17 protein-coding genes are annotated in these 20,323 nt (G+C 64.1%); 10 read left to right on the top strand and 7 right to left on the bottom strand.

Annotated elements, in window-relative coordinates:
• Nucleotides 1-47: 47 nt before the first annotated feature.
• The 3 genes from IFT44_RS11120 to IFT44_RS11110 all read right to left on the bottom strand — a co-directional run bounded on the left by IFT44_RS11120 (nt 48) and on the right by IFT44_RS11110 (nt 3,970).
• Nucleotides 48-1,721 (bottom strand): GMC family oxidoreductase, encoded by a 1,674-nt coding sequence (locus IFT44_RS11120; protein ID WP_192137502.1) that lies wholly within the window; start codon nt 1,719-1,721, stop codon nt 48-50.
• A gap of 13 nt (nt 1,722-1,734) precedes the next feature.
• Nucleotides 1,735-2,772, bottom strand: a complete 1,038-nt coding sequence (locus tag IFT44_RS11115; RefSeq protein WP_122480612.1) for an ABC transporter substrate-binding protein — start codon at nt 2,770-2,772, stop codon at nt 1,735-1,737.
• Between the two features lie 283 nt (nt 2,773-3,055).
• A complete protein-coding gene (locus IFT44_RS11110; protein WP_192175907.1) occupies nt 3,056-3,970 on the bottom strand; it encodes a LysR substrate-binding domain-containing protein in 915 nt (304 codons plus the stop codon).
• A 107-nt stretch (nt 3,971-4,077) separates the two neighbouring features.
• On the opposite strand from IFT44_RS11110, the gene IFT44_RS11105 reads away from it, so the two are divergent.
• Both IFT44_RS11105 and IFT44_RS11100 read left to right on the top strand, forming a co-directional pair.
• A complete protein-coding gene (locus IFT44_RS11105; RefSeq protein ID WP_192175906.1) occupies nt 4,078-5,157 on the top strand; it encodes a tartrate dehydrogenase in 1,080 nt (359 codons plus the stop codon).
• Nucleotides 5,158-5,432: 275 nt separating this feature from the next.
• Nucleotides 5,433-6,359 (top strand): 2-hydroxyacid dehydrogenase, encoded by a 927-nt coding sequence (locus IFT44_RS11100; protein WP_192176004.1) that lies wholly within the window; start codon nt 5,433-5,435, stop codon nt 6,357-6,359.
• Nucleotides 6,360-6,479: 120 nt separating this feature from the next.
• On the opposite strand, the gene ptsP is transcribed toward IFT44_RS11100, so the two are convergent.
• Together ptsP and IFT44_RS11090 are read right to left on the bottom strand one after the other, a co-directional pair.
• The gene (gene ptsP, locus IFT44_RS11095) at nt 6,480-8,759 is read right to left on the bottom strand and encodes a phosphoenolpyruvate--protein phosphotransferase (protein WP_043191774.1); all 2,280 of its coding nucleotides are present in this window, start codon (nt 8,757-8,759) and stop codon (nt 6,480-6,482) included.
• Nucleotides 8,760-8,781: 22 nt separating this feature from the next.
• Nucleotides 8,782-9,261 (bottom strand): RNA pyrophosphohydrolase, encoded by a 480-nt coding sequence (locus IFT44_RS11090; RefSeq protein ID WP_043191776.1) that lies wholly within the window; start codon nt 9,259-9,261, stop codon nt 8,782-8,784.
• A 140-nt stretch (nt 9,262-9,401) separates the two neighbouring features.
• On the opposite strand from IFT44_RS11090, the gene IFT44_RS11085 reads away from it, so the two are divergent.
• Nucleotides 9,402-10,055 carry a histidinol-phosphatase gene (locus tag IFT44_RS11085; protein WP_192175905.1) on the top strand — a complete coding sequence of 218 codons (654 nt, stop codon included), beginning with the start codon at nt 9,402-9,404 and terminating at the stop codon, nt 10,053-10,055.
• Nucleotides 10,056-10,214: 159 nt separating this feature from the next.
• Here IFT44_RS11085 and IFT44_RS11080 read toward each other — a convergent pair whose 3' ends face one another.
• Both IFT44_RS11080 and ilvA read right to left on the bottom strand, forming a co-directional pair.
• Nucleotides 10,215-10,661 carry a DUF2269 family protein gene (locus IFT44_RS11080; RefSeq protein ID WP_122714411.1) on the bottom strand — a complete coding sequence of 149 codons (447 nt, stop codon included), beginning with the start codon at nt 10,659-10,661 and terminating at the stop codon, nt 10,215-10,217.
• Nucleotides 10,662-10,832: 171 nt separating this feature from the next.
• The gene (ilvA, locus tag IFT44_RS11075; protein ID WP_192047942.1) at nt 10,833-12,347 is read right to left on the bottom strand and encodes a threonine ammonia-lyase, biosynthetic; all 1,515 of its coding nucleotides are present in this window, start codon (nt 12,345-12,347) and stop codon (nt 10,833-10,835) included.
• 137 nt (nt 12,348-12,484) lie between these two features.
• On the opposite strand from ilvA, the gene rpiA reads away from it, so the two are divergent.
• The 7 genes from rpiA to IFT44_RS11040 all read left to right on the top strand — a co-directional run bounded on the left by rpiA (nt 12,485) and on the right by IFT44_RS11040 (nt 20,142).
• Nucleotides 12,485-13,162: a ribose-5-phosphate isomerase RpiA gene (gene rpiA / locus IFT44_RS11070; protein ID WP_122714267.1), complete on the top strand. Its 678-nt coding sequence runs from the start codon at nt 12,485-12,487 to the stop codon at nt 13,160-13,162.
• A gap of 466 nt (nt 13,163-13,628) precedes the next feature.
• Nucleotides 13,629-14,879, top strand: a complete 1,251-nt coding sequence (locus tag IFT44_RS11065) for an SfnB family sulfur acquisition oxidoreductase (protein ID WP_192175904.1) — start codon at nt 13,629-13,631, stop codon at nt 14,877-14,879.
• Nucleotides 14,880-14,899: 20 nt separating this feature from the next.
• On the top strand, nt 14,900-16,105 hold the full coding sequence (locus IFT44_RS11060) for an SfnB family sulfur acquisition oxidoreductase (protein ID WP_192175903.1): 1,206 nt from the start codon (nt 14,900-14,902) through the stop codon (nt 16,103-16,105).
• On the top strand, nt 16,105-17,463 hold the full coding sequence (locus IFT44_RS11055) for an LLM class flavin-dependent oxidoreductase (protein ID WP_192175902.1): 1,359 nt from the start codon (nt 16,105-16,107) through the stop codon (nt 17,461-17,463). Before IFT44_RS11060 ends, IFT44_RS11055 begins: the two co-directional genes overlap by 1 nt.
• A gap of 117 nt (nt 17,464-17,580) precedes the next feature.
• The gene (locus tag IFT44_RS11050; protein ID WP_192175901.1) at nt 17,581-18,372 is read left to right on the top strand and encodes a MetQ/NlpA family ABC transporter substrate-binding protein; all 792 of its coding nucleotides are present in this window, start codon (nt 17,581-17,583) and stop codon (nt 18,370-18,372) included.
• Between the two features lie 2 nt (nt 18,373-18,374).
• Nucleotides 18,375-19,508, top strand: a complete 1,134-nt coding sequence (locus IFT44_RS11045) for a methionine ABC transporter ATP-binding protein (protein ID WP_192175900.1) — start codon at nt 18,375-18,377, stop codon at nt 19,506-19,508.
• Nucleotides 19,498-20,142 (top strand): methionine ABC transporter permease, encoded by a 645-nt coding sequence (locus IFT44_RS11040; RefSeq protein WP_122480625.1) that lies wholly within the window; start codon nt 19,498-19,500, stop codon nt 20,140-20,142. Before IFT44_RS11045 ends, IFT44_RS11040 begins: the two co-directional genes overlap by 11 nt.
• The last annotated feature ends 181 nt before the right edge of the window (nt 20,143-20,323 follow it).

Below are 20,323 nucleotides of genomic sequence, written 5' to 3'. Positions count from 1 at the left end.
CATCGGCCGCGAACCAGACGCCGCGGCCTGCCTGGAGGAACGCGGCCTCACCCCGCCTTGATCAGATCGGCGATACGCTCGGCCATCATGATGGTCGGCACATTGGTGTTGGCGCATGGAATCGACGGCATCAACGACGCATCGCACACCCGCAATCCCGTTACCCCGATCACCCGCCCGTCACTCGAGGTCACTGCCTGGGGATCCTCCGCGCGGCCCATGCGGCATGTGCCTGACGGATGCCAGGTGCCGCCCACATTGGCGCGCACGAACGCCGTCAGTGCCTTGTCGTCGGCCAGCAACTTTTCCAGGGTCACACCTTGGGTCACCAGGCCTCGCACCAACAGCCCGCGCAAGGGGCCGGCGATGTCCAGCAGCACGCTCAACAGCCCACGCTGCAGGGCATTGAAACGGCCAGGCATCGCTACCTTGGCCACCCGCGGCGAGTAGCTGGATGGAAACACCACACTGCGCAGACCGCCCAGCCCCGGTGCCGACAGCGTCTCGGCACCCATGCGCAGGGCCTGCTTCAACCGCTGCAGGTCACGGGCTTCGGACAGCATCGAGAAACTGACCTCGGGCTCCTGCAACGGATCCAGCGACGTCACCTGCACCCGCCCTCGCGAGTAGGACTTGTTGACCCAGAAAAACATCGTGCCCAGCCGGTAGCCCACCGAGTGCCAGCCGGAACGCGACAGGATCGCACCGTGCATGTCACCCGGCACCGTGCCCGGCAACCCGGATGAAAAGCGTACGATGGCCTGCTCGTGATGCTCGTCGACGTGAGGTGTTCGTCCCTGCGCCGTCAGCAGCGCCGACACGGCAATCGACGGATGCTCCATGAGATTGCCACCCACGCCCGGCCGGTCGGCCACCAGCGGCACGCCCAGATCGAGCAATTGGTCCAGCGGGCCAACGCCACTGCGGATCAACAACGCAGGGCTGTGAATCGCCCCGGCGCAGACGATCACCTCCCCGGCAAACACTTCCTCGGCCACGCCGGCCTGGCCCAGCAGACGCGCGCCCACCGCCTGGGTGCCGCGGAACAGCACGCGGTCCACTACACACTCCGTGCGCAGGGTCAGGTTGGGGCGGGCACGCACCTCGTCGGTGAGATAGCACACCGACACCGGAATCCGTTCACCCTGCTCGCTGACACCGATGGCACCCACGTAGACGCCATCCTGCCACTGCCCATTCTGGTCCGGGCGGGTGGGCAGGCCACGAGTCGCCAATACCCCCATGACCGCTTTCACGAAGGGCGACAGAAAGGCCGGCGCCGTACGCCGGATCCGTATCGGTCCGTCGCTGCCATGCAGCGGCCCGCTGAAATCGCAGTCGGTTTCCAGTTTGCGAAAGTACGGCAGGCAGTTTTCCCAGCTCCAGCCTTCGGCACCGAGCCGCCCCCACTCGTCGTAGTCATCCGGCGCCCCGCGGTTGGTCATCAGCGCATTGATCGCCGATCCGCCGCCGAGCAGGCGCGCCTGCTCATAGCGGCGGCTGCCTTGGGTGGACATGCGTGCGGTCAGGCGCTGCCAGATGTTGCGCCCATCCAGATAGGCACGGCCGGGGTAGCGACTGGCGATGGCCGCGGGCATCTTGCCCGGCGCAATGTCACGCCCGGCTTCCACCAGGCACACGCGCTTGCTGGGGTCTTCGGACAGCCGCGCGGCGAGCACGCACCCCGCGCTGCCGCCGCCGAGAATCAGATAGTCGATCACGCTTGCGGCCGCCTTACTGGACGAATTTCAACCAGCGGTCCTTGGCGGCAATACCGTCAGCCGACGACCACCACTCTTCGGACATCAGCGCCTGCTTGGCGGCGTTCTCCGGCGAGCTTGGGAGTTCCTTGCCCCGTTCGGCGCTGAGCTTGCCAGTAGCGAACGCGGCGGGGTTGCCAGGGCCGTAATCGATGTACTTGGGCAGGTCGGCCTGCAGATCGGGCGACACTGCGGTGTCGACGAACTTGACCGCCTGGGCCAGGTTCGGCGCGTTCTTGAGAATGCACAGCTGGGTGTTCTGCAAGATGCCGTCGTTGTAGGTGAAGTCGACATCGGCGTTGTCTTTCTTCACCGCGCCCACGCGGCCATTCCAGATCATCAGCATGTCCACTTCGCCGTCGTTGAGCAGTTGCGCCGACTGCCCGCCCGAACTCCACCACACGGCAATGTCCGGCTTGATCTGGGCCAGGCGCTTGTAGGCACGATCGACGTCCAGCGGGTAGAGCTTGTCGCGCGGCACGCCGTCGGAAATCAGCGCCGCTTCCAGGGTGCCCATGGGGTCGTTGCGCAATGCGCGGGTGCCGGGGAAGTCCTTGACGTTCCAGAAGTCGGCCCAGCTTTGCGGTACTTTCTTCAGGCTCTTGGTGTTGTAGCCCAGTACCGAGGAATAGAACTCGTAGGCCACCGAGTAAGGCGTGCGATAGGCCTCGGGCATGCCCTTGACGTTAGGCATTTTCGCCAGGTCCAGCGGCTCGATCAGGCCTTCGCGGCCGCCACGGATACAGTTCGAAGGCGGGGTGTCGATCACGTCCCACACCGGCTTGCCGGTTTCGCCCTGGGCCTTGACCATGGGCCAGGCGTCCGGAACGCTGTCCTGCTTGATGGTTATCCCGAGCAACTTGGCGGCAGGGTCGAGGATGGCCTTGGTCTGCGCCTCCTGATACACGCCACCTTGGGAGACGAAGGTAATCTGCTCGGCCTGGGCGCTGGTGGAACACGCCATGGCCACGTACAACAGGGATAGGACAGAACCGAAAGACAAGGTTTTCATGGCAAATCATCCTGGGGGTAGATTAATTCGGCAGCGACAAAAACCTCGACGGGTAGCCCATGTTTGCACCGGTTCTGTATTTTTGTTTGACCGAGCGGGACCGCTGGAAGGTACAAGAGGCGAAGCCTGCGCGACAATGCACCATTAGTCAGTACCACCATGATTTCAGGTTATCTATACCCACCCCGGCACGCCTACCCTGTAGCAGCGGCGCGAGCCGCGCCACCAACGCCGCGGTACATCTGCCCCACCGCGTCGAGGCCGGACGCGGCTCGCGCCGCTGCTACAGGTCACCGACCGCAAACGGCAATCGTTGGCCCAGCGCCTCGCGCAGGTAATGCACGAATGCGGTGATGCGCTGGGGCGTATGGCGCCGTTGCTGGTACATCGCAAACACGTCGGCCTGCGGTGCCTGGTGATCGGTCAGCAGTGCCTGCAGCCCACCACTCTGCAAATGGGCCTGCACGTCCCAGCGCGACCTCAGGATCAAACCGTGGCCGTCCAGCGCCCACCCCAGCGCCACCTCGCCATCATTGCTCGACAGCGTCCCGGTCACCTTGTGCGCGTAGTCCTGGCCATCCTTGCGGAAGCGCCAGATGGCGTAATCGCTGCCGAACTGACGCAGCACGATGCAGTTGTGGGCGGCCAGATCGGCCACCCGGAGGGGTGCAGCCATGTTCTCAAGGTATCCCGGTGCTGCGCACAGCACGCGCGGATTCTCCAGCAGGCGCACGGCGATGAGCCGCGAATCGGGCGGCTCGCCCATGAACACGCCGAGGTCGAACTGATCATCGAGCAGGCTCATGGGCTGGCTGCTCAGTTCCAGGGATACTTCCAGCTCGGGATGCAGGCGCGCGAATGCCGAGACTACCTGAGCCAGATGCCTGCGACCGAAGCCCAGGGTGGCGTTGATCCGCAGTCGCCCGTGCAGGGTCGGCTGACGCGTGCCCAGCGCGCTTTCCAGTTCATCGAGCTGACGCAGGATAGGCCGCCCGCCTTCCAGGTACAGCACACCCTCGGGCGTCAGCGACAAGCGTCGCGTGGTGCGTTGCAGCAACTGCACACCCAGGCGCTGTTCCAGTTGGCTCAGCCGTTTGCTCACCGCTGGCAGCGACAGGCCAAGATGCCGGGCTACGTCAGTCAGGCTGGCGCGGGTGGCCACCTGCTGAAAGAAGCTCAGGTCATCGATCATGCTCATGGATTCTTTACCTGAATCTAAGAATGGCTTAACCGCCAGGCCAATTATTAATCCGCACACCCTGATTACACTGAGTCGGCAAGTTCATCAACCCGTGGAGTGGCACCATGAGCAAGTCCAATTACAAGATTGCAGTGATTCCCGGTGACGGCATCGGCAAGGAAGTCATGCCCGAAGGGGTCCGTGTGCTGGGTACCGTGGCGGCCCGCTACGACCTGAACTTGCAGTGGGACTGGTTCGACTTCGCCAGCGCCGATTACTACCTGGCTCACGGCAAAATGATGCCGGACGACTGGTTCGAAACGCTCAAGGGCTACGACGCCATCTACTTCGGCGCCGTGGGCTGGCCCGACGTGGTGCCCGACCATGTGTCGCTGTGGGATTCGCTGTTGCAGTTCCGCCGCGAGTTCGACCAGTACGTCAACCTGCGCCCTTGCCGGCTGATGCCTGGGGTGAAGGCACCGCTGGCCAATCGCAAGCCTGGTGACATCGATTTCTGGGTCGTGCGCGAGAACACCGAAGGCGAATATTCCAGCGTGGGCGGCAAGATGTTTCCCGGCACCGACCGCGAGATTGTCCTGCAGGAAACGGTGATGACCCGGGTCGGCGTCGACCGCATTCTCAAGTTTGCCTACGAGCTGGCGCAGAGCCGACCGAAGAAGCACCTGACCTCGGCGACCAAGTCCAATGGCATTGCCATCACCATGCCGTACTGGGACGAGCGCGTGGTCGAGATGGGCAAGAAGTACCCGGAAGTGAACGTCGACAAGTACCACATCGACATTCTCACGGCCAACTTCGTGCTGCATCCGGACTGGTTCGACGTGGTGGTGGCGAGCAACCTGTTCGGCGACATCCTCTCCGACCTTGGCCCGGCCTGTACTGGCACCATCGGCATCGCGCCGTCGGCCAACATCAACCCGGAACGCAACTTCCCCAGCCTGTTCGAACCGGTACACGGCTCGGCGCCGGACATCGCCGGCAAGGGCGTGGCCAACCCCATCGGGCAGATCTGGTGCGGCGCCATGATGCTCGAACACCTGGGCCATCCGGAGGCTGGCGCGGCGGTTCTGGCGGCCATTGAAAAGGTCCTGGCCATGGGCCCAGAACACGCACCGCTGACCGCCGACATCGGCGGCACCGGCACCACCCGCGCCCTGGGCGAAGCCATCGCTGCCGCCTGTTGAGGCCGCGGTACCCCTGACACCGCACCGCCCCTTTCGCGGCCACAGGCCGCTCCTACAGGGATTGCGCAGCTCGTAGGAGCGGTCATCGGCCGCGAACCAAACGCCGCGGTACCCCTGACACACCGCACCGGCCCTTTCGCGGGCAGAGCCCCGCTCCCACACAGCACCGCTGCTACGGTCAACTTGTTCTGTTTCACCCGCTCGATTCGGAAGAATGTTGCGTAGCGATCTGGCATCGTTGGTGTAAACCCCGATGGTCCATGAGAACCCACCTTATGACGCTGCTGTTCAAAGTCCCCGACGAGCGTGCATCGGCCTGGAAGGCACTGTTCGCCCAGCATGCACCGGATATTCCCGTGCGTTTCTGGCCGGACATCGGCGACCCGGCGCAGGTCCGCTATTTCGCCGCCTGGCAGCCGCCAGCGGACCTGTATGACCGATTCCCCCAACTCCAGGTGGTCTTCGCCACGTCGGCGGGGGTGGATCAGTTCGACCTTGCGCACGTTCCCGGGTCGGTCAGCGTAGTGCGCATGCTCGACCCTGGCATTGCCCAAGGCATCATCGAGTACACCGGCTTCGCCGTGCTCGCCCTGCATCGCCAGATGCCGACCTATCTGCAGCAACAGCGCGAGGGCAAATGGGCGATCCATCCGCTGCTGGAAGCCGGCAAGCGCCGCGTCGGTGTGATGGGCCTGGGCAATCTGGGCCAGGCGGCACTGAATGCGCTGCGGCCGTTCGGCTTTGCCTTGAGTGGCTGGTCGCGCACGCTCAAGACACTGCCCGGCGTGCACTGCCATGGCGGCCGCGAGCAGTTGCCGGACTTTCTCGGCAGCTGTGACATCCTGCTGTGCCTGTTGCCCTTGACCGCCGACACCGCCGGCATCCTCGATGCGCAGACTTTCGCCGCGCTGCCGGCCGGCGCCAGCCTGATCAATCTGGGCCGCGGCGGCCATCTGGTGGAAAGCGACCTGCTGGCCGCGCTGGATTCAGGCCATCTGGCCCATGCGATCGTCGACGTGCTGGAAGAAGAGCCGCCGCGCAGCGATCACCCCTTCCTCAGCCACCCGAACATCTGGCTCACGCCACATATCGGCGCCATGACCGATCCGCATTCGGCATTCCAGGTGCTGCTGGACAACATCCGTCGGCATCAACGGGATGAACCTATGGCAGGTCTGGTGGAGCCTGGGACAGGCTACTAGTGGCAAGCGTGGGGATACAGAATCTACTGTAGGAGCGGTCTTCGGCCGCGAAACGAGCACTGCGGTGTTTCATTTGATCTGCAGGGATGCCGTTGCGGCCTTCACCGCTTGCAGCACGCCTCAGTGCTTCTTCGGCGTGCTCGGATTGATCATCCGCGACAGGCCCAGGTTCTTCAGGGCCAGTTGCAGCGAGCTGTGGATAACTTGCGGGTTGTCGATCTTGCTCAACTGCGCCAGCAGCTCCTTGGCCTTGCTCAGGTTCACCTGGCGCAGCATCCACTTCACCTTGGGCAGGTTGGTGGCGTTCATCGACAGGCTGTCGAACCCCATGGCCATCAACAAGATCGCCGCCGCCGGATCGCCCGCCATCTCGCCGCAGATACTCACCGGCTTGCCTTCGGCATGCGCCTCGGTGACCACGTGCTGCAAGGCCTGCAGCACAGCCGGGTGCAGGTAGTCGTAGAGATCGGCCACGCGCGGGTTGTTGCGGTCCACGGCCAGCAGGTACTGGGTCAGGTCGTTGGAGCCCACCGAGAGGAAATCGACCTGCCGCGCCAGTTCCTTGGTCAGGTACACCGCTGCGGGAATTTCGATCATCACCCCCACCGGCGGCATCGGTACGTCGGTGCCTTCGTCGCGCACTTCGCCCCAGGCCCGGTGAATCAGGTGCAGGGCTTCTTCCAGCTCATGGGTGCCGGAGATCATCGGCAGCAGAATGCGCAGGTTGTTCAGGCCCTCGCTGGCCTTGAGCATGGCGCGGGTCTGCACCAGAAAGATTTCCGGGTGGTCGAGGGTCACGCGGATCCCGCGCCAGCCCAGGAACGGGTTTTCTTCCTTGATGGGGAAGTACGACAGCGACTTGTCACCACCGATGTCCAGGCTGCGCATGGTCACCGGCAGGGGGTGGAAGGCCGCCAGCTGCTCACGGTAGATCGCCAGTTGTTCCTTCTCGCTGGGAAAGCGCTGGTTGATCATGAATGGCACTTCGGTGCGGTACAGCCCCACACCTTCGGCGCCGCGTTGCTGGGCACGGGCCACATCGGCCAGCAAGCCGGTGTTGACCCAAAGCGGCATGCGGTGGCCGTCCAGGGTCACGCAGGGCAGCTCGCGCAAGGCATCGAGGCCCAGCGCCAGTTGCCGCTCTTCCTCGACCACATCGGCAAATTGCTTGCTGAGAATGTCGCTGGGGTTGGTGTAGACCTCGCCATGGTAGCCATCGACGATCATCTTGATGCCGTCGACCTTGGAATACGGCAGGTCGACCAGGCCCATGACCGTGGGGATGCCCATGGCGCGCGCCAGAATGGCGACGTGGGAGTTGCCCGAGCCCAATACCGACACCAGGCCCACCAGCTTGCCTTCCGGCACCTCGCCGAGCATTGCCGGCGACAGTTCTTCGCTGATCAGGATGGTGTTATCGGGGTAGACCAGGGTTTGCTGACGCGCCTCCTGCAGGTAGGCCAGCAGGCGCCGCCCCAGGTCCTTGACGTCGGAGGCGCGCTCGCGCAGATACGCGTCGTCCATCAATTCGAAGCGGTTGACGTGCTCGGTGACGACGTGGCGCAGCGCACCCTGGGCCCACTGCCCGGTCTTGATCACGTTGGTCACTTCGCTGCCCAGCGAAGCGTCGTCGAGCATCATCAGGTAGACGTCGAACAGGGCCCGCTCTTCGGGGCGCAGCTGCGTGGCCAGTTTCGCCGACAGGGTGCGCATGTCGTTGCGCACGCCTTCCAGGGCGTTCTGGAACAACGCCAGCTCGGCATCGATGTCGCTGACGCTCTTGTCGGGCACCACGTCCAGATCGGCCGGCGGCAGCATCACCACCGCGGTCCCGACCGCCGCGCCGGGCGAGCCGGGCACGCCGACGAAACGCGCTTCCTGGATGCCCTTGCCCTGGCGCCCCAGGCCGCGGATCGAACCGGTGGCTTCGGCGTGGGCGATGACGCCCGCCAGTTGCGCGCTCATGGTGACCAGGAAGGCTTCTTCGCCTTCGTCGAACTGACGCCGCTCCTTTTGCTGGATCACCAGCACCCCCACCACACGCCGGTGGTGGATGATCGGCGTGCCGAGGAACGACGCGTAGCGTTCTTCACCGGTTTCGGCGAAGTAGCGATAACGCGGGTGGCCGGCGGCATTTTCCAGGTTGAGCGGTTCTTCGCGCGTGCCCACCAGGCCCACCAGGCCTTCGTTGGGGGCCATGCTGACCTTGCCGATGGAACGCTTGTTGAGGCCTTCGGTGGCCATGAGGACGAAACGGTTGGTTTCCAGATCCAGCAGGTACACCGAGCAGACCTGGCTGCCCATGGCTTCCTTGACGCGTTGCACGATGATCCCCAGCGCCGACTTGAGATCCTTGGCGGAGTTGACTTCCTGGACGATCTTGCGCAGCGTATTGAGCATGGCTCGGGGTCGAACTCCGTCGTCAGTCGCGCGAAAGAAGGCGCGGGGCTAGCTCTTTGAGCGCGCGTCTGTAGACCTCGCGCTTGAATGTCACCACCTGGCCCAGCGGATACCAATAGCTGACCCAGCGCCAGCCATCGAACTCGGGCTTGCCGGTCAGGTCCATGCGCACGCGCTGTTCGTTGGACACCAGGCGCAGCAGAAACCACTTCTGTTTCTGGCCGATGCACAACGGTTGGCTGTGCGTACGCACCAGGCGTTGGGGTAGACGATAACGCAACCAGCCGCGGGTGCAGGCAAGTATTTCAACATCCTGGCGTTCCAGCCCGACTTCTTCATTCAGCTCGCGGTACAAGGCCTCTTCCGGCGTTTCCTGAGGGTTGATCCCCCCTTGCGGGAATTGCCAGGCGTCCTGATTGATACGCCGAGCCCATAGCACCTGACCGGCGTCATTAGTAAGAATGATGCCAACGTTAGGGCGAAAACCATCGGGGTCGATCACGGCAACAACCTCGTAAACGCATGTTCTGGCATTGTTCCACAAAGCCTGTGAAGGCAGCAACGACGCCGCGTAGCTTATGTGCACGCATGTGAAAAGTCCGTATTCTGTGGGCCTTTTCCTTACTTCATGCGAGTCATTTCATGCGCCTGGCCCTCTTCGACCTCGACAACACGCTGCTCGGCGGCGACAGCGACCATGCCTGGGGCGACTATCTGTGCACACGCGGCATTCTCGATGCCGGCACGTACAAGGCACGCAACGATGAGTTCTACGAGGATTACCTGGCCGGCCGCCTGGACCTGAATGCGTACCTGGATTTCACCCTGGAAATCCTCGCGGCGACCGACGTGGCGCAACTGGATGAATGGCATCGCGAATTCATGCGCGATTGCATCGAGCCCATCATGCTGCCCAAGGCCGCGGCCTTGCTGCAACAGCATCGCGATGCGGGTGACAAGCTGGTGATCATCACTGCTACCAACCGCTTCGTCACTGGCCCGATCGCTGCGCGGCTTGGGGTGGAGACCTTGCTGGCAACCGAAGTCGAAATGGTTGACGGCCGCTACACCGGGCACAGCTTCGACGTGCCTTGCTTCAAGGAAGGCAAGGTGACGCGTTTGAATCGCTGGATGGAGGAAAACGGCTACGACTTGCAGGACAGTTATTTCTACAGTGACTCGATGAATGACCTGCCTCTTCTGGAGCAGGTCACCCACCCGGTGGTGGTGGACCCGGACCCACGCCTGCATGAGGAAGCCAAACGCCGCGGCTGGAAAGAACTCTCGCTGCGCTGATAGCTGCTAACTGTGGGAGGGGGCTCTGCCCGCGAAGAATGCGCTGCGGTTTGTCTGATACACCGCGGCGCTCTTTTCGCGGGCAGAGCCCGCTACCACAGGGATCGGGACCAACCGTGGGAGCGGTCATCGGCCGCGAAGAATGCGCTGCGGTTTGCCTCAGGCAGGCTTGGTCACCATCAAGCCGATGATCGACAGCAACACCACTACGGCCACCGCTGCGATGATCAACACATTGCGGCGCTTGGCCGCGATTACGCCTTCGTTCAACCCAGTCGCGAAGCGCAGGCGGTTCACCCGGTTGATCAGCAGCAACCAGACCCCACCGCCGATCACATACAGCACCGCAGCGGTGAGAATCCAGGTTTGCCCCAAAGGCCAACCGACCCTGTGCACCAGCCACCATCCCGTGACGGGAAAGCTCACCAGGCTCAGGGCCATGACCAGCCAGGCATACACCCAGGGCCGTTGCAGGGTGCTGGCGAACGGTAGCCGGTCGCCGCCCTTCCAGCTGCGCCAGGCTCGGTAGATGACGGCCGCCACACTGCCCAGCAGCACAACAGTGGCAGCGACGTGGAATATTTTCAGAACCGCCAGGCTTTCCATGACGCGTGATCCCCGTGGGTCATTACGATGCATCATCGACAAGCGTAGCAGCCATCGAGTTCAGCGCAGCGAGACCTGCCCCTGTAACCACTGGCACACCCCATCGCCCCTGTGGGAGCGGGCTCTGCCCGCGAATGGCACACCGCGGACTCAAGCCGGTGCACCGCATCACTACCCCAGGAACAACTGGTACGCCGGATTATCCGTTTCATCCCAGAACGGGTAGCCGATCTCGGCCAGCGCGCCGGCTACCAGATGGCGTTCATCCTCGGGCACCTGCAACCCAGCCACCACACGCCCATCGGCGGCGCCATGGTTGCGGTAGTGGAACATCGAGATGTTCCAGCGCCCGCCCAGCTTGTCGAGAAAGTTGAACAGTGCCCCCGGACGCTCGGGGAACTCGAAGCGCAGCACCATCTCGTCACTGACCCTGACCGCATGGCCACCGACCATATGGCGGATGTGCAGCTTGGCCAGCTCGTTGTCGGTCAGGTCCAGCACCGGGAAGCCATGCGCCTCGAGGGTCTGCAGCAGCACCGCGCGCGGGTCGCGCTCGGGATGGGTCTGCACCCCGACGAAAATGTGCGCTTCATGGCCGGTGTGGTAGCGATAGTTGAACTCGGTGATCTGGCGTTTGCCGATGGCCTCGCAGAACGCCTTGAAGCTGCCCGGACGCTCGGGGATGGTCACCGCGATGATGGCCTCACGGCCCTCGCCCAGCTCGGCTCGCTCGGCCACGTGGCGTAACCGATCGAAGTTGACGTTGGCACCCGAATCGATCGCCACCAGGGTCTGCCCCGACACGCCTCGGGCCTCGACGTACTTCTTGATCCCGGCGACCCCGAGCGCGCCCGCAGGCTCGGTGATGGAACGGGTGTCGTCGTAGATGTCCTTGATCGCCGCGCAGATCTCATCGGTGCTGACGGTGATCACCTCGTCCACGTGGTCCTTGCAGATCTCGAAGGTGTAGTGACCGATCTGCGCCACCGCCACGCCATCGGCGAACAGCCCGACCTGCGGCAGCACCACGCGCTCCCCAGCGTGCATGGCCTGCTGCAGGCAGTTGGAATCGTCCGGCTCGACGCCGATGATCTTGATGCCCGGCCGCAGGTATTTGACGTACGCGGCAATGCCGGCGATCAACCCGCCACCGCCCACCGGTACGAAGATCGCATCGAGATCGCCCGGATGCTGGCGCAGAATCTCCATGGCCACGGTGCCCTGCCCGGCAATGGTGTAGGGGTCGTCGTAGGGATGGATGTAGACCATGCCCTGCTCGTCCACCAGCTTGAGCGAGTGGGCCAGGGCTTCGGCAAACGAATCGCCATGCAGCACCACGATGCCGCCGCGCGAGCGCACACCTGCGATCTTGATTTCGGGGGTGGTGTTGGGCATCACGATGGTGGCTTTGATGCCCAGCTCGCGCGCCGCCAGCGCCAGGCCCTGGGCATGGTTGCCGGCCGACGCGGTGACCACGCCGCATGCTGCTTCCTGCGCGGTGAGCTGCGACAGCTTGTTGTAAGCGCCGCGAATCTTGAACGAGAACACCGGCTGCAGGTCTTCGCGCTTGAGCAGAATCTTGTTGTTCAGACGCTCGGACAGCTGCCCGGCGGGCTGCAAAGGGGTTTCCACCGCGACGTCGTAGACGCGCGAGGTGAGGATCATCTTTACGTACTGTTCGAGCATGGCAGACATCACTGACGATAACGGGCGGGGCCGATGAGTCTAAGCCAACGACCACCGCAAAACCAAGGTTTTGCCCTTATAATGCGTGGCTTCGGGGCCGCAACCACTAGAGCCCCAACTGCCGCTGCGGAGCTTGCATGACCCAGGACCAACTCAAACAGGCCGTCGCCCAGGCTGCCGTGGATTTCATTCTGCCCAAGCTGGGCGAAAAGAGCGTTGTCGGTGTCGGCACCGGTTCCACCGCCAATTGCTTCATCGATGCGCTGGCCCAGCACAAGAGCGCCTTCGACGGCGCCGTGGCCAGCTCCGAGGCAACCGCTGCGCGGCTCAAGGGCCATGGCATCCCTGTGTACGAACTCAACGGCGTCGGTGACCTGGAGTTCTATGTCGACGGCGCCGATGAAAGCGACGAGCACCTGAACCTGATCAAGGGCGGCGGCGCCGCGCTGACCCGCGAGAAGATCGTTGCGGCCGTGGCCACCACCTTCATCTGCATCGCCGACGGCAGCAAGCTGGTGCCGGTACTGGGCGAGTTTCCACTGCCGGTGGAAGTCATTCCCATGGCCCGCAGCCACGTCGCGCGCCAGCTGGTGAAGCTGGGCGGCGACCCGGTCTATCGCGAAGGCGTGGTGACCGACAACGGCAACATCATCATCGATGTGTACAACATGCAGATCACCGACCCGGTGGCGCTGGAAACGCAGATCAATGCCATCGTCGGCGTGGTCACCAACGGCCTGTTCGCCGCTCGCCCAGCCGATGTGCTGCTGCTGGGCACCGCCGAAGGCGTCAAGACCCTCACCCGCCCCGCCTGACCTTCTATTGTGGGAGCGGGACGGGCGGCGAGCCCTCTGCCCGCGAAAAACACACTGCGGTGTACTAATACACCGCAGCGCCCCCTTCGCGGCCACGGACCGCTCCTACGGGAACCACCACATGCCCCCCGTAGGAGCGGTCATCGGCCGCGAAAAACACACTGCGGTGTGCCTGATACACCGCAGCGCCCCCTTCGCGGCCACGGACCGCTCCTACGGGAATCACCGGATGCCCCCCCGTAGGAGCGGTCATCGGCCGCGAAAAACACACTGCGGTGTACCTGGTATACCGCAGAGGCTGCGCCCGCAAGGGTCACTATACGGCTCCAAGGAAAAACCCATCTATCCATATTCCCAATCGTTAGTTCATTTAAACTTAACAAACGATTAGGGTATATACACCGGACCACCGGACCTGCGTACACCCAAGCAAGGCGACATACGCCGTGCATGACGTGAGGACGGTATGGTCACCCACTCGATTTCCCGCGAACACTCCCAAACCTTGCCGGCCGACCACGGCCCGGCGCTCGTGCCCGCGCAGATACTGCGCAATGACCTCGACGCGCTCGACGCCGCGCAAACCCTCGCCGCCAGCGCCCGTACCCATGCCGCCCGGCGCGACCAGCACCGCGAGCTGCCCTGGCAACTGATCGAGCAGTTCACCGCGAGCGGCCTGGGCAGTATCACCGTGCCACGTGCCTTCGGCGGCCCGGACGTCAGTTTCGAAACCCTGGCCGAGGTGTTCCGTCTGATCAGCGCCGCCGATCCGGCCCTGGGGCAGATTCCGCAAAACCATTTCGGCATCCTGCAGATGCTTCGCGGCACCGCCACCGCGCACCAGCAGCAGACGCTGTTCAGCGCCGTGCTGCAAGGCGCGCGCATCGGCAATGGCGGCCCCGAACGCGGCACTCGCAACACCCTGGAGATCAAGACTCGCATCGTCCGCGACGGAGACGACTGGCAGATCAGCGGACAAAAGTTCTACTCCACCGGCGCGCTGTTCGCCCACTGGGTAGCGGTCAAGGCCATGGATGAGCACCAGCGCCTGGTCATGGCCTTCGTGCGGCGCGGCACGCCCGGCCTGCAAATCATCGACGACTGGTCCGGCTTCGGCCAGCGCACCACCGCCAGCGGCACCGTGGTGCTGGAACACGTGCAGGTGCCCGCCACCCATGTCGTGGAGATCTGGCGCCAGGCGCAACAACCGAACATTCAGGGCGCCGTATCGCAACTGATGCAAGCGGCCATCGACGCCGGCATTGCCGCTGCGGCCATCGACGACACCATCGCCTTCGTCCGCGAGAAATCCCGCCCGTGGATCGACGCCGGGGTCGAGCGCGCCAGCGACGACCCTTTCGTGATCGCCGATATCGGTCGCCTGAAGCTGGAGCTGCACGCGGCCCAGGCACTGCTGCGCAAGGCCGCGCGCGTGCTCGACCAGACTCGCCACGCGCCGGTGGACGCCACCTTGGCAGGCCAGGCGTCGATCGCCGTGGCCGAGGCCAAGGTGATCACCACCGAAATCGCCCTGCACGCCAGCGAAAAGCTCTTCGAGCTGGCCGGGAGCCGCGCCAGCCTCGCCGAGTTCAACCTCGACCGTCACTGGCGCAATGCCCGCGTGCACACCCTGCACGATCCCGTGCGCTGGAAATACCACGCTATCGGCGCCTACCACCTGAACGGCAGCCTGCCTGCGCGCCATTCCTGGATTTGACCAGACCGCTGGAGATCAGCATGAGCTCATTGCCCCACCCCCTCGACGGCGTCGCATTGATCGCCAACGACCAACAGGCCCTGGACGTTGCCCGCCAACTGGCTCCCCTGTTGCAACGCGACAGCGCCCTGCGCGACCGCGAACGGCTGCTGCCCCATGGCGAACTGGCGCTGTTCTCGCGCTCTGGCCTGGGCGGCATCAGCGTGCCCAAGGCATTCGGCGGAGCGGCTGTGTCCAACGTCACCCTGGCCCAGGTCATTGCCTTGCTGGCCGCCGCCGACGGCTCGCTGGGGCAGATCCCACAGAATCATTTCTATGCCCTGGAAGTGCTGCGCATCAACGGCAGCGCGGCGCAGCAAAAGCGCCTGTACGCCGACGTGCTGGCAGGCCAGCGGCTGGGTAACGCCCTGGCGGAACTGGGCACGCGAACCGCCCATGACCGCACCACGCGCCTGACCCGCGACAGCGACGGTTTGCGCATCAATGGTCGCAAGTTCTACGCCACCGGCGCGCTGTATGCCCAGTGCATTCCTACCTCGGTGGTCGATGAACAGGGCGTGCAACAACTGGCTTTCGTACCCGCCGACAGTGCCGGTGTACAGGTCATCGACGATTGGAGCGGCTTCGGCCAGCGCACCACGGGCAGCGGCTCGGTGGTGTTCGACAATGTCTGGGTCAGCGCCGACGCCATCGTGCCGTTTCAAAGCGCGTTCGAACGGCCCACCACGGTCGGCCCGTTCGCGCAGATCCTGCATGCCGCGATCGACACCGGCATTGCCCGCGGGGCGTTCGAGGACGCCTTGCAGTTCGTCCGCACCCGCACTCGGCCATGGATCGACGCAACCAGTGACAAGGCTGTAGAAGATCCGCTGTCACTCAAGAGCTTCGGTCATCTGGCGATCCGTCTGCATGCTGCCGAAGCCCTGCTCGAGCGTGCCGGCGAGGTGCTCGACAAGGCGCAGGCCGAGCCCAGCGCGGAAAACGTCGGCGCCGCTTCGATTGCCGTGGCCGAGGCTCGGGCGCTGAGCACCGAAATCTCCCTGGCCGCCGGCAGCACCCTGTTCGAGCTGGCGGGCAGCCAGGCCACCCTGGCCGAGCACGGCCTCGACCGGCATTGGCGCAACGCCCGCGTACACACCCTGCACGACCCGGTGCGCTGGAAGTACCACGCCATCGGCAACTACTACCTCTACGACCAGCTGCCACCACGCCGGGGGACGATCTGATGAGCAAGAAACAGATCCTGCTCAACGCCTTCAACATGAACTGCGTGGGCCACATCAACCACGGCCTCTGGACCCATCCGCGCGATACCTCCAGCCAGTACAAGACCTTGGAGTACTGGACCGAACTGGCCCAGTTGCTGGAGCGCGGCCTGTTCGACGGCCTGTTCATCGCCGACATCGTCGGGGTCTACGACATCTATCAGGACTCGGTCGACGTGACGCTCAAGGAGTCGATCCAGCTGCCGGTCAACGACCCGTTGCTGCTGGTCTCGGCCATGGCCGCGGTTACCCGCCACCTGGGTTTCGGCCTGACCGCCAACCTCACCTACGAGGCGCCGTACCTGTTCGCCCGGCGTCTGTCCACGCTCGATCACCTGACCCGTGGCCGGGTGGGCTGGAACATCGTCACCGGGTACCTGGACAGCGCCGCCAAGGCCATGGGCCTGACCCACCAGGTGGAGCACGACCGTCGCTACGATCAGGCCGACGAATACCTGCAGGTGCTGTACAAACTCTGGGAAGGCAGTTGGGAAGACGATGCCGTGATCGAGGACCGCGAACGGCGCATCTACGCCCAGCCGGAAAAAGTCCACAAGGTAGAGCATGAAGGCGAGTTCTACCGCGTCCAGGGTTACCACCTGTGCGAACCCTCACCGCAGCGCACGCCGCTATTGTTCCAGGCCGGCAGTTCGGCACGCGGCCTGCAGTTCGCCGGTCAGCACGCCGAGTGCGTGTTCATCAGCGGGCAGAACAAGCAGGCCACCCGCGAGCAGGTGGACAAGGTCCGCAACGCCGCCCGCGCAGCCGGTCGCGACCCGCAGGCGGTGAAAGTCTTCATGGGCCTGACGGTGATCGTCGCCGCCACCGAGGCGCAGGCCCGGGCCAAGCATGACGAGTACCGCAGCTACGCCAGCGCCGAGGCCGGTGTCGCCCACTTCGCCGCCTCTACGGCAATCGACTTCGCCCGCTACGAACTCGACGAGCCCATTGAGTACGTCAAGGGCAATGCCATCGAGTCGGCCACCAAGACCTTGCAGAACAACGACTGGACCCGGCGCAAGCTGCTCGATCAACACGCCTTGGGCGGGCGCTACATCACCTTGGTCGGTGACCCGGAACAGGTCGCCGACGAACTTGAAGCCTGGATCGCCGAGACCGGCCTGGACGGTTTCAACCTGACCCGCACGGTAACCCCGGGAAGCTACGCCGACTTCATCGACCTGGTGATTCCCGTGCTGCAGGCGCGCGGTTCCTACAAGACCGCCTATGCCCAGGGCACATTGCGCGAAAAGGTCTTCGGTAAGGGCCCTGGGCTGCCTGAAGGGCATGCCGGTTTCAGTTACAAGCGCGGTGCCTGATCGGGCCTCTTCGCGGGAAGCCCGCTTCCACAATCAACGAGCGCACGCTCATGTGGGAGCGGGTTCTACCCGCGAAGAGGCCACCTCAAACAACACAAAAATCACTGGAAACCCAACATGCTCAAACACACCTTGCTGCTCGCGCTCACTCTGCTAACCGGCGCAGCCCATGCCGCCGATGACAAGCCCCTGATCGTCGGCACCACCGCCGCCTTCGCCATCCCCCTGGAAAGCGCCGTGGAGGAAGCCAAGAAACAGGGCCTGCCCGTCAAGCTGGTGGAATTCACCGACTGGATCGCACCCAACGTCAGCCTGGCCGCCGGCGACATCGACGTGAACTACTTCCAGCACATGCCGTTCCTGGAAAACGCCAATACCCAGGCTGGCACCGATCTGGTGCCGTATGCGCCGGGCATCATCAACAACGTCGGCCTGTATGCCAAACGCTACAAAAGCTTCGACGAACTGCCCAAGGGCGCGACCGTCGCCATTGCCAATGACCCGATCAACAGCGGCCGAGGCCTGCAACTGCTGGCCAAGGCTGGCTTGATCACCCTCAAGCCGGGGGTTGGCTACAAGGCCACCGAAGAGGACATTCTCACCAACCCCAAAAACCTGAAGATTCTCCAGGTCGAGGCGGTGCAGTTGGTACGCGCCTACGATGACGCCGATCTGGTGCAGGGCTACCCGGCCTACATTCGCCTGTCCAAAACCTTCGACGCAGGCTCGGCGCTGCTGTTCGACGGCCTCGACCATCCCGAGTACGTGATCCAGTTCGTGATCAAGCCCGAGCGCAAGGACGATCCGCGCCTGGCCAAGTTCATCGACATCTACCAGCATTCGCCGGTGGTGCGCGCCTCGCTCGACAAGGTCAACGGCAAACTCTACCAAGTCGGCTGGAAGGAGTGAGCATGCCCACCACCAATGTGCAACGCAGGCTGGCCGCTACCGCCGGCATTGTCCGGCAGCCTGCCGAGCCCCTGGAACTGCATCCACAGCTGGCCAATGCGCTGGTGCGTTTCATCGGCGTCGGCAAGACCTATGAGGGCGCCCAGGGCCCCGTGCAGGCGCTGCAGGGCATCGACCTGACCATCGAGCGTGGCGAAGTGTTCGGCATCATCGGCCGCAGCGGTGCTGGCAAGTCGTCGCTGATCCGCACCATCAACCGGCTTGAGCAGCCCAGCAGCGGGCGCGTGCTGGTCGATCAGGTGGACATCGGCGAGTTCGACGAGGACCGCCTGGTGGCCCTGCGACGGCGCATCGGCATGATCTTCCAGCACTTCAACCTGATGTCGGCGAAAACCGTGTGGCAGAACGTCGAGTTGCCACTCAAGGTCGCCGGTGTGCCCCAGGCCGAGCGCTGGCGCAAGGTCGGTGAACTGCTCGAACTGGTTGGCCTGCAAGGCAAGCGCGACGCCTATCCGGCGCAGTTGTCCGGCGGGCAGAAGCAGCGTGTCGGCATCGCCAGGGCGCTGGTGCACGACCCGCAGATTCTGCTCTGCGACGAAGCCACCTCGGCGCTGGACCCGGAGACTACCGAGTCGATCCTCGCCCTGTTGCGCGATATCAACCAGCGGCTGGGGCTGACGGTCATCCTGATCACCCACGAAATGGCTGTTATCCGCGCCATCTGCGACCGCGTGGTGGTGCTCGAAGGCGGCCAGGTGGTTGAGCAGGGCCCGGTGTGGCAGGTGTTCGGCAACCCCCAGCATGAGGTCAGTCGGACCTTGCTGGCCCCGCTGCAACACGGCCTGCCCGAGGAACTGCGCGCCCGTCTGCGCAGCACGCCTGCAACGCCTGGCGCAGCGCTGGTATTGCGACTGCGCGTGACTGGGGCACAGGCCGGCGAGGCGGACCTGTCGTCGTTGTTCAACCTGTTGGGTGGCCAGGTCAGCCTGCTGCAGGGCGGTATCGAACGGATTCAAGGTCGCGCACTGGGCAATCTGGTCGTGGCGGTAAGCAATTCGCCCCACGACCGCGAGCATCTGCTGCAACGCGCCGGGCAATGGGCACAACGGGTAGAGGAGCTGGGCTATGTGGTTTGATCGTCTGTTGCAGGGCGCCCTGGACACCTTGCTGATGGTGGGCGTTTCCTCGTTGATCGCGCTGCCCGTGGGCGTGGTGATGGCCGTGGTGCTGGTCACCAGCGACCGTGGCGGTATCTACCAGGCGCCAGCGCTGAACCGCGTGCTGGGCGCGTTCGTCAACCTGTTCAGGTCGGTGCCGTTTCTCATTCTGATGGTGGCGCTGATCCCGTTTACCCGGTTAATCGTCGGTACCACCTATGGCGTGTGGGCGGCCGTGGTGCCGTTGACCATCGCTGCGACGCCGTTCTTTGCGCGCATTGCCGAGGTCAGCCTGCGCGAGGTCGACCATGGCCTGGTCGAAGCCGCGCAAGCCATGGGCTGCCGACGCTGGCACATCGTCTGGCACGTGCTGCTGCCCGAAGCGCGACCGGGCATCGTGGCCGGCTTTACCATCACCGTGGTGACCATGATCAATTCATCGGCGATGGCTGGTGCGATCGGTGCCGGCGGGCTGGGAGACATCGCCTACCGCTATGGCTACCAGCGATTCGACAGCCAGATCATGCTCACGGTCATCGTGCTGCTGGTGGCCCTGGTGACCCTGATCCAGTTCGGCGGCGACCGCCTGGCGCGAGTGCTCAACAAGCGCTAGTCGCGGAACCGAGATGCGCCCTTCGCGGCCGCTGACCGCTCCTACGGGGGGTTCGTGGCGGGCCTTCGCGGCCAACGACCGCTCCTACAGGGGATAATGTTCTGCGTAGGAGCGGTCCGTGGCCGCGAACGCCACGCTGCGGTATCTCAGACGGAGCACCCTACTTTCTTTTGCCCAACCT

It is taken from the genome of Pseudomonas sp. CFBP 13710 (assembly GCF_014842235.1).
Classification (GTDB): Bacteria; Pseudomonadota; Gammaproteobacteria; order Pseudomonadales; family Pseudomonadaceae; genus Aquipseudomonas; species Aquipseudomonas baltica.
Note: the sequence above shows the minus strand (reverse complement) of the source record. Positions and strands in the feature narration are given on the sequence as shown.